Origin of the sequence: Trabulsiella odontotermitis (assembly GCF_001188485.1) — a bacterium.
GTDB lineage: Bacteria > Pseudomonadota > Gammaproteobacteria > Enterobacterales > Enterobacteriaceae > Trabulsiella > Trabulsiella odontotermitis_A.
Genome location: NZ_JNGH01000124.1, coordinates 44429 through 60657 on the forward strand (window position 1 = coordinate 44429; position 16229 = coordinate 60657).

The following is a 16229-nucleotide window of genomic DNA, read 5'->3' on the forward strand; positions in this document are numbered from 1 at the left end:
CTATGCTTAAGCGCGACAAATATGCTCACCACAAGGAGTGGAAAGATGTCTTCCACAAAAATAACTGATAATAACGCCCTTCTGGCCGAACTCGCCCGCCTGGTTGGTCATGCTCACCTGCTGACCGATCCGGCCAAAACGCAACGCTATCGCAAAGGTTTTCGCTCAGGTCAGGGCGACGCGCTGGCGGTGGTATTCCCCGGCTCGTTGCTGGAATTCTGGCGCGTACTGAACGCCTGCGTCAACGCTGACAAAATCATTCTGATGCAGGCAGCCAACACCGGGCTGACCGAAGGCTCCACACCAAACGGTAATGATTATGACCGTGAGATTGTCATCATCAGCACCCTGCGCCTCGACAAACTGCATCTGCTCGACAAAGGCGAACAGGTGCTCGCCTTCCCCGGCACTACGCTCTATTCGCTGGAAAAAGCACTCAAGCCGTTCGGCCGCGAGCCGCACTCGGTGATTGGCTCCTCCTGCANGCAATAACTCCGGCGGTTCGCTGGTGCAGCGTGGCCCGGCCTATACCGAAATGTCACTGTTCGCGCGTATCGACGAACAGGGCAAACTGCAACTGGTGAACCATCTCGGCATCGATCTCGGCGAAACGCCGGAGCAGATCCTGAGCAAGCTCGATGATGATCGCGTCAAAGAGAGCGACGTGCGCCACGATGGCCGTCACGCGCACGACCACGACTACGTCACCCGCGTGCGCGACGTTAATGCCGAAACCCCGGCCCGCTACAACGCTGACCCGGATCGTCTGTTCGAATCTTCCGGCTGTGCGGGGAAACTGGCGGTGTTCGCCGTTCGTCTCGACACCTTCCCGGCAGAAAAAAACCAGCAGGTATTTTACATCGGCACCAACCAGCCAGCGGTGCTGACGGAGATCCGCCGTCATATTCTGGCGAACTTCGAAAACCTGCCGGTGGCGGGGGGAAATANNCGGCAAAGACACGTTCCTGATGATCGACAAGCTCGGCACCGACAAGATGCCATTCTTCTTCACTCTTAAGGGGCGCACCGACGCGATGCTGGAAAAAGTGTCGCTGTTCAAACCGCATTTCACCGACCGCTTTATGCAGAAAATTGGCCACGTTTTCCCCAACCATCTGCCGCCGCGCATGAAAGAATGGCGTGATAAGTATGAACATCATCTGCTGCTGAAAATGGCGGGCGATGGCATTGCTGAGGCGAAACGCTGGCTGAATGACTATTTTCAGCAGGCCGAAGGGGCGTATTTCGACTGTACCCCCGAAGAGGGCAGCAAAGCGTTCCTGCACCGTTTTGCCGCCGCGGGCGCCGCGATCCGCTATCAGGCGGTTCATGCCGATGAGGTGGAAGATATTCTGGCGCTGGACATCGCGCTACGCCGTAACGACACCGACTGGTTTGAATGTCTGCCGCCGGAGATCGACAGCCAACTGGTGCATAAGCTCTACTACGGCCACTTCATGTGCCACGTGTTCCATCAGGATTACATCGTCAAAAAAGGCGTGGACGCACATGCGCTGAAAGAACAGATGCTGGAATTGTTGCGCGAACGCGGGGCGCAGTACCCGGCGGAGCATAATGTCGGCCATCTGTATGACGCGGCGGACAGCCTGAAACAGTTCTATCGCGAAAACGATCCCACTAACAGCATGAACCCGGGGATCGGCAAGACCAGTAAGCGGAAATACTGGGGCGAAACGCCCGCCCCAGTCAGTAAGGCAGAATAAGGTTAATCCGCCTGGGTGGTTTGTTCACCGTGCAGCATGGCGTTCGCCATCTGTGCCTCGCGCTGTTTTTTGTAGCTCAGCGCGGCAGGCGGAACCGGCATGATTTTCCCGGTTTCCACCCACGTACGCAGGCGGCTGGCGTCGGCGAAGTGGGTGTATTTGCCGAACGCATCCATCACCACCAGCGCCACCGGGCGATTGTTAATGACCGTGCGCATAATCAGGCAGTGACCCGCCGCGTTGGTGAAGCCGGTTTTGGTCAGCTGAATATTCCAGTTATCGCGGTACACCAGATGGTTGGTGTTGCGAAACGGCAGGGTATAGGCCGGATGCGCAAAGGTCGCGGTATCTTCACGGGTGGTGCTGAGCTGGCCGATCAGCGGATACTGTTTGCTGGCGATCAGCAGTCTGGTCAAGTCCCGCGCCGTTGACACGTTCTGAATCGATAACCCGGTCGGCTCCACATAGCGCGTATGCGTCATGCCCAGCGCTTTCGCTTTTGCATTCATCGCATTAATAAACGCGCCGTAACCACCAGGGTAATGATGCGCCAGGCTCGCCGCCGCGCGGTTCTCTGACGACATCAGCGCCAGCAGCAGCATGTTTTTGCGGCTGATCTGGCTGTTCAGACGAACGCGAGAATAGATGCCTTTCATTTCCGGCGTCTGGCTGATATCCACCGTCAGCATCTCATCCAGCGGCAGATGCGCATCCAGCACCACCATCGCGGTCATCACTTTGGTAATCGACGCCATCGGACGCACAAGATCCGGGTGACTGGAATAAATCACTTGATTGGTATTCAGGTCGACAATCATCGCGCTACCGGACGCGATCTCCGGTTGCGCAGCCGCTGCGGCTGCAACGGTTTTGGCGCTCGCCTGTGGCGCAAATGGCACNATCAGCGCGAGGCTGAGGACGGACACTCGAAATTTCTGCATGGTGAGTATTCTGGTTATTTTTTCGGCAAAAGATTAATGTAGCTGATTGTTTTCAGGATTTCCTGAAGCCGAATCATACCCCGCTATACTCCCGCGTCGCCAGCAGATAATCGTGAGGAAATGCTGCACCGCCGGATAGCCGACGGTGCGCAATTCAGGACAGATCAGAACAGGCGATAACCGTAACCCCAGAGGATCACCGTCAGCGCCAGCAGGACTTCAAGCACCAGCACGCCGATGGCCAGCGTCGAACTGGAAAAACTTAAGCCCTCTTCTTTGTTGATATTGAGGAAGGCAGGAACACCGAGGTAGAGCAGATACCCCGTGTAGAACAGCGCCACCGTCCCCACCAGCACGCAAAGCCAGACCAGCGGATAGAGCGCGACAATCCCGCTCAGAAACAGCGGTGTGGCGACATAACCGGCAAAGACCATACAGTGCCGGAGCGACGGGCGCTGCGGATAGTGGCGCGCCATCCACCAGATCACCCGCCCCATCGCCGCGACCCCTATCAACATCACGGCATAAAAGAGGATAGCGATGAACAAACCGGTAATCGGCGACAGCCTCACGACGGTGCCGTCACCAAAATTCCAGCCCAGTTGCGTGGTACCAATGAAGGCGCAGATCACCGGGATCGCCGCCATGATGAGCACATGGTGAGTGTAGTGATGCGAAACAGTTTCATTTTCGCCACGGATGACGTTCATTTCTCGCTCGGGATGTGAAAACAGTCCCCAGACATGGTTCATAAAACCCCCTTGTCACGGCTTCGTAGAATCACCCTTCAAGTATAAGACACGCTGATAGATTATTTTATGTACTGACCAAAAAAGCAGAGTAACGCTATTTCCCTGTTATGCCGTCACAGGGTATATGCTTAACGATAAGCTTTGTTCAGGGAGTCCTTACTTTGTATGGATATCAATAGTCTGGTTTCGCAGTATGGTTACGCTGCGCTGGTCATTGGCAGCCTGGCGGAAGGAGAAACGGTCACCCTGCTGGGCGGGGTGGCGGCACATCAGGGATTACTTAAATTCTGGTTGGTGGTGGTGTCTGTGGCCCTTGGCGGGATGATCGGCGACCAGGTGCTTTACCTGCTCGGTCGTCGCTTTGGCGGACGGCTGTTGCGGCGGTTCAAACGCCATAAAGGCAAAATCCGCGCGGCACAGCGGTTGATCCAGCATCGTCCTTATCTGTTCGTTATCGGCACCCGCTTTATGTATGGCTTTCGGGTGATCGGTCCGCTGCTGATTGGTGCCAGCCGCCTGCCGCCGAAAATATTCCTGCCGCTAAATATTCTCGGCGCGATTATCTGGTCGCTGCTGTTTACCACACTGGGCTACGTCGGCGGTGAGGTGATCGGCCCGTGGCTGCACAGCCTTAATCAGCATCTTAAGCACTGGATCTGGCTGGCGCTGGCGGTGGGTCTGGTGGTTGCCGTGCGCTGGTGGCTCAAACGGCGCGACAAAAAACGGGCGCAGGAAGAGGATTAGGCGTTTTGCATGGCATAAGACTCAATCGCCTCCGCGATGGCGGCAGAGTCCTGCAAGGTTCTGACGACGGTAAACAACGCCGTGGCGTCACGGTATTCTTTGCGTAAATACCCAAGCCACTGTTTGATACGGGCAACGTGATACAGCCCGGTGTCGCCTTGTTTTTCCTTGCGGGAATAGGTCTGCAGCAGTTTCACCACCTCAGGCCACGGCATGCGCGGTTCGTTGTACTTCACTACCCGGCTCAGATTAGGCACATTCAGCGCTCCGCGGCCAATCATTACCGCATCACAGCCGGTGGTCGCCATGCACGCCTGCGCGCTTTGCCAGTCCCAGATTTCGCNTAGCCGTCTTCTTTGGTGCGACCATGCACCACCAGTTCCGTCGCGCCCGCCTGCTGTACCGCGTCGGCGATTTCAAACTGCCGGTCGCCGCTGTCCCAGCCGAGACGCACTTTCACCGTCACCGGCAGATGCGCAGGCACCGCTTCGCGCATCGCTTTGGCCCCGCGATAGATCAGGTCAGGATCTTTCAGCAACGTCGCCCCGCCGCCGCTGCCGTTCACCACTTTCGACGGACAACCGCAGTTGAGATCCACGCCCCACGACCCCAGCGCAACAGCGCGGGCGGCGTTTTCCGCCAGCCATTGCGGGTATTGCCCTAACAGCTGAACGCGTACCGGCGTGCCGGAGCCGGTGCGGCTCTGGTGATGCAGTTCCGGGCAAATGCGGTAAAACGATTTTTCCGGCAGCAGCTTATCCACCACCCGCAAAAATTCGGTGATGCAGAGATCGTAATCATTAACCTCGGTCAGCAGCTCGCGCACCAGCGAATCGAGCACACCTTCCATCGGCGCCAGTAATACACGCATATCGATACCCGGAGAAAAAGAGGCGCTATCTTAGCCTTATCCTCAGCAGGAATGAAGTCTGTTATAAAAGCTTCAGGCTACACTCTTTTACATCACTTTTTGCCGTCACATTTGTTGGAATGCCAGATGTGCCTCCGGGGAATCACAGGTATGCTCAGAATTCATGATGTGATCGGTAGCACATTTCTGACTTTAATTGTATGATGAATGCGTTTCATCAAGGGTAATTTTCATGAGCCAAACACTGAAGACTATCTGGCAGTACCTGCGAGCGTTCGTCCTGATTTACGCCTGTCTGTACGCCGGGAATTTTATCGCCGCCCTGCTGCCTATTACCATCCCCGGCAGCATCATCGGCATGCTGATTTTGTTTGTTCTGCTGGCGCTGCAAATCATGCCGGCAAAATGGGTGAATCCGGGCTGCTATGTGCTGATTCGCTACATGGCGCTGCTGTTTGTGCCTATCGGCGTCGGCGTGATGCAATATGTTGATCTGCTGCGCGCGCAGTTCGGGCCGGTGGTGGTCTCGTGCGCCATCAGTACGCTGGTGGTGTTTCTGGTGGTGAGCTGGAGCTCGCACCTCGTCCATGGCGAACGTAAAGTGGTCGGGCAAAAAGGAACGGAAGAATGATGCATTACATCTGGTGGTCACTGCCGTTGACCCTGCTGGTCTTTTTTGCCGCCCGCAAGCTGGCCGCGCGTTTTAAGATGCCGCTGCTCAACCCGCTGCTGGTGGCGATGGTGGTGATTATTCCTTTCCTGCTGCTGACCGGCATTCCTTACGATCACTATTTTCAGGGCAGTAAAATCCTTAATGATTTACTGCAACCGGCGGTGGTTGCCCTCGCCTTCCCGCTTTATGAACAGTTGCACCAGATCCGCGCCCGCTGGAAGTCCATCATCACTATCTGCTTTGTCGGCAGCCTGGTGGCGATGGTGAGCGGCACCGCTGTGGCGCTGTTGATGGGCGCAACGCCTGAAATCGCCGCCTCGGTGCTGCCAAAATCCGTGACCACGCCGATTGCGATGGCGGTGGGTGGCAGCCTGGGTGGCATTCCGGCCATCAGCGCGGTATGCGTGATTTTTGTCGGCATTCTCGGTGCCGTTTTTGGCCATACGCTGCTTAACCTGATGCGCATCCGCACCAAAGCCGCGCGCGGGCTGGCGATGGGCACCGCGTCGCATGCGTTGGGCACCGCCCGCTGCGCTGAGCTGGATTATCAGGAAGGGGCGTTCAGTTCACTGGCGCTGGTGATCTGCGGGATTATCACCTCTCTGCTGGCGCCGTTGATCTTCCCGGTTCTGCTGGCTGCCATGCACTAAAAGGCGATACATCACACATTTTTGCGTTGAATTTCATAAGTTGCACAGGTAGTGCGAAGTAGATCACATATAAAGCCGTTACAGGCCCGTAAACTACGATCCCATTACATTGTTAAGAGGCAACGCCATGCATTCACGTTTTCATTCTGCTTTTGCACAGCTTGCAGAAAATTTGCAGTCAGCTCTGGCCCCTATCCTGGCAGATGAGCATTTTCCCGCACTGCTGACGGCAGAACAGGTCGCGGCATTGCAGAAGGCCACGGGACTGGACGAAGACGCGCTGGCTTTCGCCCTTCTGCCACTGGCGGCGGCCTGCGCCCGCGCCGATCTCTCTCATTTTAATGTCGGGGCCATCGCCCGCGGCATCAGCGGCACCTGGTATTTTGGCGGCAATATGGAGTTCATTGGTGCCACCATGCAGCAGACGGTGCATGCCGAGCAGAGCGCCATCAGTCACGCCTGGTTGCGTGGGGAAAAATCGCTGCAGGCCATTACCGTTAACTACACGCCGTGCGGCCACTGTCGTCAGTTTATGAACGAACTGAACAGCGGTCTGGCGCTGCGCATCAACCTGCCGGGACGTGCGCCGCATACGCTGAAAGATTACCTGCCGGATGCCTTTGGGCCGAAAGATCTGGAGATCAAAACGCTGCTGATGGACGAACAGGATCACGGCTACAAACTGGAAGGCGATGCGCTGGCGCAGGCGGCCATTAAGGCGGGGGACCNCGCTGCAGGGCGCGCTGAATTTGCTGAGCCTCAACGGTTACGACTATCCGGATATTCAACGCGCGATCCTGGCCGAACGCGCGGACGCCTCGCTAATTCAATGGGACGCTACCGCCGCAACGCTCAGAGCGCTCGGTTGCCAGAGTCTCGACCGCGTTCTGCTGTCCTGATCCCCCTCGTGCGGGCCTCGCCGCCCGCACTGATGAAAATCCCCCCAATTAACCTGTTGTTTCTTGCGCTTACCGGGCGGGTAAAGTAGCCTGAGTGAAATAAATTCTGCCATCGAGTCAAGTTCATGTTAAAGCGCGTGTTATACAGCCTGTTAGTCCTTATCGGCCTGCTGCTGTTGACTGTGCTGGGTCTCGATCGCTGGATGAGCTGGAAAACCGCGCCGTATATCTACGACGAGCTGCAGGACCTGCCCTATCGTCAGGTTGGCGTGGTGCTCGGCACCGCCAAATATTACCGCACTGGCGTCATCAATCAGTATTACCGCTACCGCATTCAGGGCGCGCTCAATGCCTATAACAGCGGCAAGGTGAACTTCCTGCTGCTGAGCGGCGACAATGCCCTGCAGAGCTATAATGAACCGGTGACGATGCGCAAAGATCTTATCGCTGCGGGCGTTGACTCGACCGATATTGTGCTCGATTATGCGGGTTTCAGAACACTCGACTCTATCGTCCGTACCCGCAGGGTATTTGATACCAACGATTTCATCATCATTACTCAACGTTTTCACTGTGAGCGCGCGCTGTTTATCGCCCTGCACATGGGAATTCAGGCGCAGTGCTACGCCGTGCCGTCGCCAAAAGATATGCTCAGCGTCCGGCTGCGCGAATTTGGCGCCCGCTTCGGCGCACTGGCGGATCTCTATTTGTTCAAACGCGAGCCGCGCTTCTTAGGCCCGCTGGTGCCCATTCCATCACAGCATGAAGTCCCGGAAGATGCGCAGGGGTATCCATCCGTCACCCCTGAGCAATTACTGGAGTTGCAGGACAAACAAAGGTAGGCGACATGAGCCACTATGCGCTTCTGGTAGGGAACGGTATTAATAATCTGGCCGACGGCAATTCCTGGTTCGATGTCCTGCAAAGCCTTGGCGCAAAATACAAAATTGCCATTGATACCAATAACAAACCCTTTCCCCTCGCCTACGAAGAGATCTATTTCAACATTCTAAAAACGCAGCACAGCGCACGCACCGAAAGCACTATCAAACGCTTTATTGCGGATAAAATTCAGACCATTACTTTCAACGATATTCACCGGCACATCATGACGCTCAATTGCCAGAACGTTATGACGACCAACTACGATCTGGCGCTTGAAAGCTGTGTAAAGGCTCTTCCTGAGATTAAAAACGACGGGATTATCAAAGAGCAAAAATATAGCGTTTTCCGCCATCATCAGATTAACGATAAGCGTCTCTGGCATATCCATGGCGATATCACCGTCGCTAACTCCATTACCTTAGGTTACGAGCACTACAGCGGTTATTTGCAGGCGATGCGTAACTACACCGCCACCGGCAGCAGCTATACCAGAAAAGAGTTTAACGATCTCAAGCCACTTATCCGACGCTTAAGCACGCCAGGCGATGAATACAGTTGGATCGATAATTTTTTCCGCCGCAATGTCTATATTTTCGGCCTGACGCTGGACTTTGTGGAAATCGATTTGTGGTGGTTGTTAACCTTTCGCGAGCGCTGCCGCTTACTGAAAAAAAGCGACAAAGAAATTAGCAACCAGATTGTCTATTACGTTCCCGCCAGCTTCGCGGCCAATGAGAAATCGCAGGCCAAAATTACCCTGCTGAAGAGCGTCGGCGTGATTGTTAATGACAGACTGGGTCAGCATTTTCACCGGTCAAAAGACGACGAAAAGGCGTATTACGTTGCCGTAATTGCGGATATCGAGAAGAGTGAAGAATAAACCCGGCATGGAAATACCATGCCGGGTCTGAAGAACGCAGGAGATCTTATTTTTTGCGCGCGTACTTAAGGGAATCCAGCGCGACCGCAAAGATAATAATTGCCCCTTTGATGATGTACTGCCAGTACGGGTTCACGCCGATATAGGTCAGGCCGTAGTTGATGACGGTGAAAATAATCACACCGGTCACCACCCCCAGCACGGTACCAACACCGCCGCTGAAGGAAACCCCGCCCACCACGCAGGCGGCGATGGCGTCCAGTTCGTACATAAAGCCGAGGTTGTTCGTTGCGGAGCCGATACGCCCGGCCTCCAGCAAACCACCGAAGGCGTAGAACACGCCGGACAGCGCATAAATCATCAGCAGGTTCAGACCAACGTTAACACCTGACACTTTCGCCGCTTCCGGGTTACCGCCGATAGCAAAAATGTTTTTGCCGAAGCGGGTTTTCGTCCACAGGATCCAGACGAAAATAATGGCGATTAGCGCATAGAAAGTAATATACGAGAGCCTGAAAGTGCCCAGCGCCACAAACCCTTGCGCAAAGGTTGAGAAGTGGGAATCAAACCCGGAAATCGGCGATGCGCCGACGAAATCGTAATACAGGGAGTTGATCCCATAAACGATAATCATCGTACCCAACGTGGTGATAAATGGCGTCACATTCAGGTATGCGATGATAATGCCGTTCACCAGACCGATGACCGCGCCAATCGCACAGACAATCAGGATCACCAGCGGAATCGGCATAGTGGCCATTTCCGGGAACACTTTGTTGGCGTTCTCGACGGACTGCAGGAGCGTTGCGGCGATAACCGCTGCCAGCCCCACCTGACGACCAGCCGAAAGGTCGGTCCCCTGGGTGACAATCAGGCCAGCAACCCCCAGTGCGATGATAATACGCACGGAAGACTGCGTCAGGATATTACTTAAGTTCAGCAGACTTAAGAATGTGGGGTCCTGGAAAATAATAATCGCCAGCAAGACTAAAAGAACGACGTAAATACCGCCGTCTTTCAGATAAGTAAGAAAGCTTTTTTTGTTCAACGCACTCATGAGTGGCCCCTGATCTTAAAGGTGCAAAGACGCAAGACGCAGAATTTCGTTTTGCGTTGTCGTTTTGGTCTCAACAATACCGGCGACGAGCCCATTGCTCATAACCAGAATACGGTCAGTAATGCCCAGCAGCTCTGGCATTTCAGAAGAGATGATGATGATCCCTTTATTCTTTTTCGCCAGTTCAGCAATCAGCTGATAAATTTCGAATTTCGCACCAACGTCAATACCACGCGTCGGTTCATCAAGCATCAATATTTCCGGCTGGGTTAATAACCAACGACCGATAACTACTTTTTGCTGATTCCCGCCTGACAGCGAGCCGATTTGAGTACGGTGACCTGGCGTTTTTACCCGCATGGAGTCGATCACCCATTGGGTGTCGCTTTTCATACGCGAGTTATCCAGTAAACCCACCTTGTTTTTATAATTGCGAATATTGGAGATAAGCGAGTTAAAACCAACATCCAGGTATGCGTAAATCCCGGTTGAGCGGCGCTCTTCCGTTACCAGCGCGAAGCCGTTATTAATCGCTTCGTTGGCGCTGTGGTTATCAATTTTCTTACCATGGAGGGTGATGGTGCCGGCCGATTTTTCACGAATACCAAAGAGCGTTTCCACGATATCGGTACGTTTTGCCCCGACCAGCCCGGCAATGCCGAGAATTTCACCTTTGTGCAGATCAAACGAAATATCGCGAATCGACGGCTGACGGAGCGACGTGAGATTGCGGACCTCAAGGATCACTTCGCCCGGGGTGTTCTGCTTATCCGGGAAACGCTGATTCAGCGAACGCCCTACCATCATGGCGATGATCTTGTCCATGTCCAGCCCTTCCAGCGGCTGGGTGGCAATCCACTGACCGTCGCGCAGAACCGTAATTTCATCGCACAGCTGGAAAATTTCTTCCATTTTATGCGAGATATACACGATGCCGCAGCCACGCTCTTTCAGCTTGCGAATAATGGTAAAGAGATGGTTCACCTCTTTTTCCGTCAGTGATGACGTGGGCTCATCCATAATGACGATTTTCGCGTCATAGGAGAACGCCTTCGCAATTTCAATCATCTGCATTTGCGAAACGGATAATGTCCCCACGCGGGCGCGCGGATCAATATCGATATCCAGTTCGTCAAAAATGGCTTTGGTGTCGCGATACATTTTGTCCTGATCGACAAACATGCCTTTGGTGGGGTAACGCCCCAGCCACATGTTATCCATCACAGAACGTTGTAATACCAGGTTAAGCTCCTGGTGTACCATTGAAATACCGTTTTCCAGCGCTTCTTTCGCAGAATGGAAATCGACCTCTTTGCCCTGAAAAATAATGCTCCCGGCATCTTTTTGATAGATGCCAAAAAGACATTTCAATAATGTTGACTTACCAGCACCATTCTCGCCCATTAAGGCGTGGATAGAATGAGGACGCACCTTTAAGTTCACATTATCGAGCGCCTTTACACCGGGAAAGGACTTGTCGATATTGCTCATTTCCAACAAGAATTCGCCTGTCGACGCTGTATTATTGCTGACCATAGTTATACCTGGCTGCGCGTGTGTTTTCCCGTGCTGATTGCTCAGCACGGGGAGTATCGGTACTACAAGTAAACGGGCGTCACATGGCGGCCCGAATTATTATTTTACGAACTGTGCGAGATTATCTTTATCTACGCCCACGTACGGAACGCGAACGATTTTATTCTCGATTTTCCAGCTGGTGCCCGCGGCTGCTTCTTTGCCGTCAGCCAGGTTTTTCGCCAGATCAAATGTGGCTTTTGCCTGGTTGTTGGCATCGTTCAGCACGGTACCGGCCATGGCACCGGATTTCACCAGCGCCAGCGCTTCTGGCAGGGCGTCCACACCAAATACCGGAATGCTGGATTTGTTGTGCGCTTTCAGGGCTTCAACTGCACCCATTGCCATGGCGTCGTTGTTGGCGATAACCACTTCGATTTTGTTCGCGTTCGGACCGGAGAGCCAGGCGTCCATTTTATCTTTCGCCTGAGCGGTATCCCACATTGCAGTATCCAGCGCCAGCTGCTGCGTTTTAATACCTTTGTCGTTCAGCTCTTTAATCACGTAAGTAGTACGCGCTTCAGCATCCGGGTGGCCCGGCTCGCCTTTCAGCAGTACAAACTGAATCTGACCGTCTTTGTTCAGATCCCAACCCTGGTTGGCCTGCCAGTGTTTTGCAATCAGGTCGCCCTGGATAATGCCGGACTCTTTAGAGTCAGTACCGACATAGAAGGCTTTGTCATAGCTATCCAGCGCTTTGCGCGACGGTTCTTTGTTGAAGAAAACCACCGGCACATTCTGCCCACGCGCTTTCTCAATGACCGTGCCTGCTGCTGCCGGGTCAACGAGGTTAATCGCCAGCGCTTTCACGCCTTTCGCCAGCAGAACGTCAATCTGGTCGTTCTGTTTGGACTGGTCGTTCTGGGAGTCGTTCATCAGCAGTTGAACGTCCGGCGCAGATTTGCCGTCGTTTTCAATCGCTTTACGTACGACGGACATGAAGTTGTCGTCGTATTTATAAATAGTCACACCGATACGGGTATCAGCAGCGTGCGCAGCGGCACCGAACAACATGCTTGCCATAACAGCAGACAGGGTTAACACCTTCTTATTCATGGTATCTCCGGTTTTTATTATGCAGGGTAGTAATCTCGGCGGGCGCAACGTTAATGAAGTGTTACTGACCGCCGAAGTTAACTGATCAAATAAATGACTCTCTTCCGTGTTCGGTAACGCTCCAGTGTGCGTTTAATTGAATGTTTACAGCTTTACGCGATGCAAAAAGTGATTAATCACCGTGACATAGCGCCAGAGCCTTACAAACGCTGCCATCATAGCCCAGCGTAATGTTAAGTTACTGTGAATTTACTCACAGATTGGAAGCGGTTACATGACCGCAAATCAAAAGTTAGTGATCGTCCCCACAGATTGCCGTTGCGTCACCGAATGACGGCGTACCAGCGTCGGCATAAAGCAGTGCGTCGCCGCAGCATCCAGCTTGCCAGCGGCCCCCAGCAACGCCAGTTCCGTCGCCAGTTTAGCCATCGACACGATGGGATAGCGCACGGTAGTCAGTTGCGGATCGGTGTAACGGGCAATAGGAATATCATCGAAGCCAATGAGTGACAGATGCTGCGGCACCGCAACGCCATTGTCTTTTAATGCGGTGAGTGCCCCGGCCGCCATGCTGTCGTTGTAGGCAAACACCGCGGTCAGCCCGAGGTTACGCCCGAGTAGTTCGACCATTGCCGCCTCCCCGCCCTGCATATCCGGCGTGCTGGTGCCGATCCAGCTCTCCGGTGCCACAATGCCCTGCTCGTCCAGCGCACGCTTCCAGCCTTCACGCCGCAGCGCGTCATCTTCAATGCCATGGCTGGAGGCCAGATAGCCGATACGCTGATGGCCGTGGTTAAGCAACATCCGCGTCGCCATCATCGCGCCGCTGATATTGTCGAGCCCGACGCAGCGATGCGCATAGCCCGGCACAATACGGTTGATCACCACCATGCCAGGGATGTGCGCCATGAACGCCCCGAGCTCTTCGTCACTCAGTGCTTTTGAATGGACAATCAAGGCGTTACAGCGCTGGCGGATCAGCACTTCAATGGCGTTGCGCTCTTTTTCGGCCTCGTGATAGCTGTTGCCGATCAGCACATATTTTTGATGCTGTTGCGCCACCGTATCCACGGCCTTCACCAGCGCACCAAAAAACGCATCCGAGACATCCATCACCACCACACCAATCGTCTCGCTGCTCTGCGTTGCCAGCGCTTGCGCATTGGCATTCGGGCGGTAGCCCAGCAGGCTTACCGCCTTCATCACGGTTTCCCGCGTGTCAGGACTCACCAGCGGACTGTTGTTCAGCACCCTGGAAACCGTAGCAACCGAAACGCCCGCCTGACGGGCAACATCACGAATGGTGATCATTGTCACCACCCTGTTGTAATTTGCAGCACTCCACAGTCACCCCCTGTTTCAGCAAGTAAGACATTGTGTCAGTGCGGGGGCGTGGACTACGTGAGAAATGTCACAAGGATGGAAACGCTTACATTCGTTTTGTTAATGATTGTGATCCAGATCGTTATCTGGATGTATGGCGCAATGAAACGCCTGACGCACGTGCGGTTAATTGCCGCCACAGCCACTCCACCGGCCCCTGGCGGAAACGACGGAGCCAGAGGACGGAGAAGGTGAGGTTGATGATCCAGACAGGAAGGATGAAACCTAACAGCTGTAGTCGGTTAAATTTCATAAACAGATCAAGATGATAAAACAGCGTCGTGCAGATCAGCGTTTGCAGCAGATAATTGGAGAGCGCCATGCGGCCGACGCAGGTAATAGCCGCCACCAGGCGAGAATGGCAGATCTGCGGCCAGAAGCCGTAGACCAGCGCGGCATAACCGATAGTCTGCAACGGCGCACCGAGCTCACGCGGCGCCTGCAGCAGGAATGCGCTCCAGCGGTAGTCCCAGTTCAGCCACCATTGCGCGACGACCGCAGGCAGGTTGATCAGCAGGCCGAGGATAATCAGCAGCGCCCCGACGCGACGGTAATGGCGCAGGCTAAACTGCCCTTTCAGCCAGCCGCTGCGCATCAGCGCACCGCCCATCAACATCATGCCCGCCAGTTGCCAGCCGTACTGTGCGCCCAGCGCCAGCAGACTGTCCGACAACATGCTGGCGCGGTTACTGACCGCCTCCGTGCCGCCCTTTAATTTCCAGAACTGTTCATATTGCAGGTGCGCGGCATCGGGTACCCAGGAGCGGTTCACCGCATCGCCGGTAATGATTCCGAGCAGCACCAGCACGCACACGCCCGTGAGGTACAGCATCACGCCGGTGTTAAACAGCGATTTTACGCCCTGCGCATCGCGGATCATCCGCCAGCACACCAGCCCGACCAGTGCATAGGCCAGCAGAATATCGCCATCCCAGAAAAAAAGACCATGAATAAACCCGAGCAGCGCCAGCAGCGTCAACCGCGACTGGATCCAGATTTTACCGCGCGGTAACAATAGCTGCAGCCCGGCGCCAAACAGCAACGCGAACAGGGTAAGGAATTTTACCTGCGCCAGCAGATCGAGGATCGCCCACGTCCAGGCGTCGCTGCGGGTGATATCGCCGTACCAGGCAGGATTGAGGTAAGCCGCCTTTGGCAGACCAAAGGCGCTGATATTGAGCAGCAGAATACCGAGAATGGCGGCGCCACGAAGAAAGTCGAGCGTGACGTTCCTTTCCATTTCCCGGCTCCGCAATTAGCTGAGGTGGCGCACGGCGCGCAGGAACTCCTGGCGGGTGTTCTGGCTGGACTTGAACAGGCCACCGAGCGAGGTGGTGGTGGTGGCGCTGGTCGCGTCACGCACGCCACGCGCTTTCACGCAGTAGTGCACGGCATCAATGGACACTGCCACGTTGTTGGTGCCGAGCAGCGTTTGCAGCGCGGTCAGGATCTGCTGTGTCAGCCGCTCCTGCACCTGCGGACGCTGGGCGAAGAACTGCACAATACGGTTGATTTTCGACAGGCCAATCACCGTGTCTTTCGGGATATACGCCACCGTCGCTTTACCGTCGATGGTCACGAAATGGTGTTCGCAGGTGCTGGTCAGGGTGATGTCGCGCACGGTCACCATCTCATCGACTTTCATTTTGTTTTCGATGACGGTGATTTTCGGGAAATTGGCGTAATCCAGCCCCGAGAAAATCTCATCGACATACATTTTGGCGATGCGGTGCGGCGTTTCCATCAGGCTGTCGTCACTCAGATCAAGATTCAGCAGTTCCATAATCTCGGTCATATGTCCGGCAATCAGACGCTTGCGGGTTTCGTTGTCCATATCGTGCACCGGCGGGCGCAGTGGCGTTTCCAGCCCACGAGCAACCAGTGCTTCATGAACAAGTGCAGCTTCTTTACTCAGTGATGACATTTTTTTCTCCTGCGGTGTGGCGACCTTCGCCCTGGAGGGTCAAAGGGTCCCTCATTTTGCGTGAGGTGGCGCACATAATCCAGTAGTCGTAACGATAATTATTGTAATTGCCGTCGCCTTTTATTTCTGCGGACGCCACACCAGCGCGCCACCAATCAGCAGCGCCACCGCCGCAATGCCCAGCGCGGGCTCCAGTTGTTGCGTCAGCCATGGCG

Annotated in this window: 13 protein-coding genes and 3 pseudogenes; 7 read left to right on the forward strand and 9 right to left on the reverse strand. The window is 54.6% G+C overall.

The annotated features are described in order from the left end of the window. The first annotated feature begins 45 nt into the window (after window positions 1–45). Window positions 46–1724, forward strand: a pseudogene (gene dld, locus GM30_RS22560) (D-lactate dehydrogenase). Between the two features lie 2 nt (window positions 1725–1726). On the opposite strand, the gene pbpG reads toward dld, so the two are convergent. Together pbpG and GM30_RS22570 are read right to left on the reverse strand one after the other, a co-directional pair. After that, window positions 1727–2665, reverse strand: a complete 939-nt coding sequence (pbpG, locus tag GM30_RS22565) for a D-alanyl-D-alanine endopeptidase (RefSeq protein ID WP_049850418.1) — start codon at window positions 2663–2665, stop codon at window positions 1727–1729. Window positions 2666–2829: 164 nt separating this feature from the next. Further along, window positions 2830–3417 carry a Yip1 family protein gene (locus GM30_RS22570; protein WP_049850419.1) on the reverse strand — a complete coding sequence of 196 codons (588 nt, stop codon included), beginning with the start codon at window positions 3415–3417 and terminating at the stop codon, window positions 2830–2832. Between the two features lie 165 nt (window positions 3418–3582). On the opposite strand from GM30_RS22570, the gene GM30_RS22575 reads away from it, so the two are divergent. Next, window positions 3583–4161, forward strand: coding sequence for a DedA family protein (locus GM30_RS22575; RefSeq protein ID WP_049850420.1), 579 nt, complete (start codon window positions 3583–3585; stop codon window positions 4159–4161). Here the strand turns inward: GM30_RS22575 and GM30_RS22580 are convergent. Further along, window positions 4158–5032, reverse strand: a pseudogene (locus GM30_RS22580) (tRNA-dihydrouridine synthase). The gene GM30_RS22575 and the pseudogene GM30_RS22580 sit on opposite strands and share 4 nt — an antisense overlap. A 232-nt stretch (window positions 5033–5264) precedes the next feature. Between GM30_RS22580 and GM30_RS22585 the strand changes: the two are divergent. From GM30_RS22585 to GM30_RS22605, 5 genes and pseudogenes are all read left to right on the forward strand, one after another. Next, on the forward strand, window positions 5265–5663 hold the full coding sequence (locus tag GM30_RS22585) for a CidA/LrgA family protein (RefSeq protein WP_049850421.1): 399 nt from the start codon (window positions 5265–5267) through the stop codon (window positions 5661–5663). Continuing rightward, a complete protein-coding gene (locus GM30_RS22590) occupies window positions 5660–6355 on the forward strand; it encodes a CidB/LrgB family autolysis modulator (protein WP_049850422.1) in 696 nt (231 codons plus the stop codon). Before GM30_RS22585 ends, GM30_RS22590 begins: the two co-directional genes overlap by 4 nt. Window positions 6356–6482: 127 nt before the next feature. Further along, window positions 6483–7254 (forward strand): annotated as a pseudogene (cdd, locus tag GM30_RS22595) (cytidine deaminase). A 125-nt stretch (window positions 7255–7379) separates the two neighbouring features. After that, window positions 7380–8096, forward strand: coding sequence for an outer membrane permeability protein SanA (gene sanA, locus GM30_RS22600; RefSeq protein ID WP_049850423.1), 717 nt, complete (start codon window positions 7380–7382; stop codon window positions 8094–8096). Between the two features lie 5 nt (window positions 8097–8101). Beyond that, window positions 8102–9019: an SIR2 family protein gene (locus GM30_RS22605; RefSeq protein WP_049850424.1), complete on the forward strand. Its 918-nt coding sequence runs from the start codon at window positions 8102–8104 to the stop codon at window positions 9017–9019. A 46-nt stretch (window positions 9020–9065) separates the two neighbouring features. On the opposite strand, the gene mglC is transcribed toward GM30_RS22605, so the two are convergent. The 6 genes from mglC to folE form a co-directional block, all read right to left on the reverse strand. Further along, window positions 9066–10076: a galactose/methyl galactoside ABC transporter permease MglC gene (gene mglC, locus GM30_RS22610; RefSeq protein ID WP_049850425.1), complete on the reverse strand. Its 1011-nt coding sequence runs from the start codon at window positions 10074–10076 to the stop codon at window positions 9066–9068. 15 nt (window positions 10077–10091) lie between these two features. Further along, complete coding sequence (gene mglA / locus GM30_RS22615; RefSeq protein ID WP_049850426.1) at window positions 10092–11612, reverse strand: galactose/methyl galactoside ABC transporter ATP-binding protein MglA; 1521 nt, start codon at window positions 11610–11612, stop codon at window positions 10092–10094. A gap of 99 nt (window positions 11613–11711) precedes the next feature. Beyond that, window positions 11712–12707 (reverse strand): galactose/glucose ABC transporter substrate-binding protein MglB, encoded by a 996-nt coding sequence (gene mglB, locus GM30_RS22620; RefSeq protein ID WP_049850427.1) that lies wholly within the window; start codon window positions 12705–12707, stop codon window positions 11712–11714. A gap of 285 nt (window positions 12708–12992) precedes the next feature. After that, complete coding sequence (gene galS, locus GM30_RS22625; protein ID WP_049850428.1) at window positions 12993–14018, reverse strand: HTH-type transcriptional regulator GalS; 1026 nt, start codon at window positions 14016–14018, stop codon at window positions 12993–12995. A gap of 154 nt (window positions 14019–14172) precedes the next feature. Further along, window positions 14173–15330 (reverse strand): DUF418 domain-containing protein YeiB, encoded by a 1158-nt coding sequence (gene yeiB, locus GM30_RS22630; protein ID WP_049850429.1) that lies wholly within the window; start codon window positions 15328–15330, stop codon window positions 14173–14175. Window positions 15331–15345: 15 nt separating this feature from the next. Next, window positions 15346–16014, reverse strand: a complete 669-nt coding sequence (gene folE, locus GM30_RS22635; RefSeq protein ID WP_038154795.1) for a GTP cyclohydrolase I FolE — start codon at window positions 16012–16014, stop codon at window positions 15346–15348. Window positions 16015–16229: the final 215 nt, after the last annotated feature.

Coding starts and splice junctions, on each gene's coding strand:
- mglB (WP_049850427.1), bottom strand. CDS start 12,707: ATGAATAAGAAGGTGTTAACCCTGTCTGCTGTTATGGCAAGCATGTTG.
- GM30_RS22575 (WP_049850420.1), top strand. CDS start 3,583: ATGGATATCAATAGTCTGGTTTCGCAGTATGGTTACGCTGCGCTGGTC.
- GM30_RS22570 (WP_049850419.1), bottom strand. CDS start 3,417: ATGAACCATGTCTGGGGACTGTTTTCACATCCCGAGCGAGAAATGAAC.
- GM30_RS22590 (WP_049850422.1), top strand. CDS start 5,660: ATGATGCATTACATCTGGTGGTCACTGCCGTTGACCCTGCTGGTCTTT.
- mglC (WP_049850425.1), bottom strand. CDS start 10,076: ATGAGTGCGTTGAACAAAAAAAGCTTTCTTACTTATCTGAAAGACGGC.
- yeiB (WP_049850429.1), bottom strand. CDS start 15,330: ATGGAAAGGAACGTCACGCTCGACTTTCTTCGTGGCGCCGCCATTCTC.
- mglA (WP_049850426.1), bottom strand. CDS start 11,612: ATGGTCAGCAATAATACAGCGTCGACAGGCGAATTCTTGTTGGAAATG.
- GM30_RS22585 (WP_049850421.1), top strand. CDS start 5,265: ATGAGCCAAACACTGAAGACTATCTGGCAGTACCTGCGAGCGTTCGTC.
- folE (WP_038154795.1), bottom strand. CDS start 16,014: ATGTCATCACTGAGTAAAGAAGCTGCACTTGTTCATGAAGCACTGGTT.
- GM30_RS22605 (WP_049850424.1), top strand. CDS start 8,102: ATGAGCCACTATGCGCTTCTGGTAGGGAACGGTATTAATAATCTGGCC.
- sanA (WP_049850423.1), top strand. CDS start 7,380: ATGTTAAAGCGCGTGTTATACAGCCTGTTAGTCCTTATCGGCCTGCTG.
- galS (WP_049850428.1), bottom strand. CDS start 14,018: ATGATCACCATTCGTGATGTTGCCCGTCAGGCGGGCGTTTCGGTTGCT.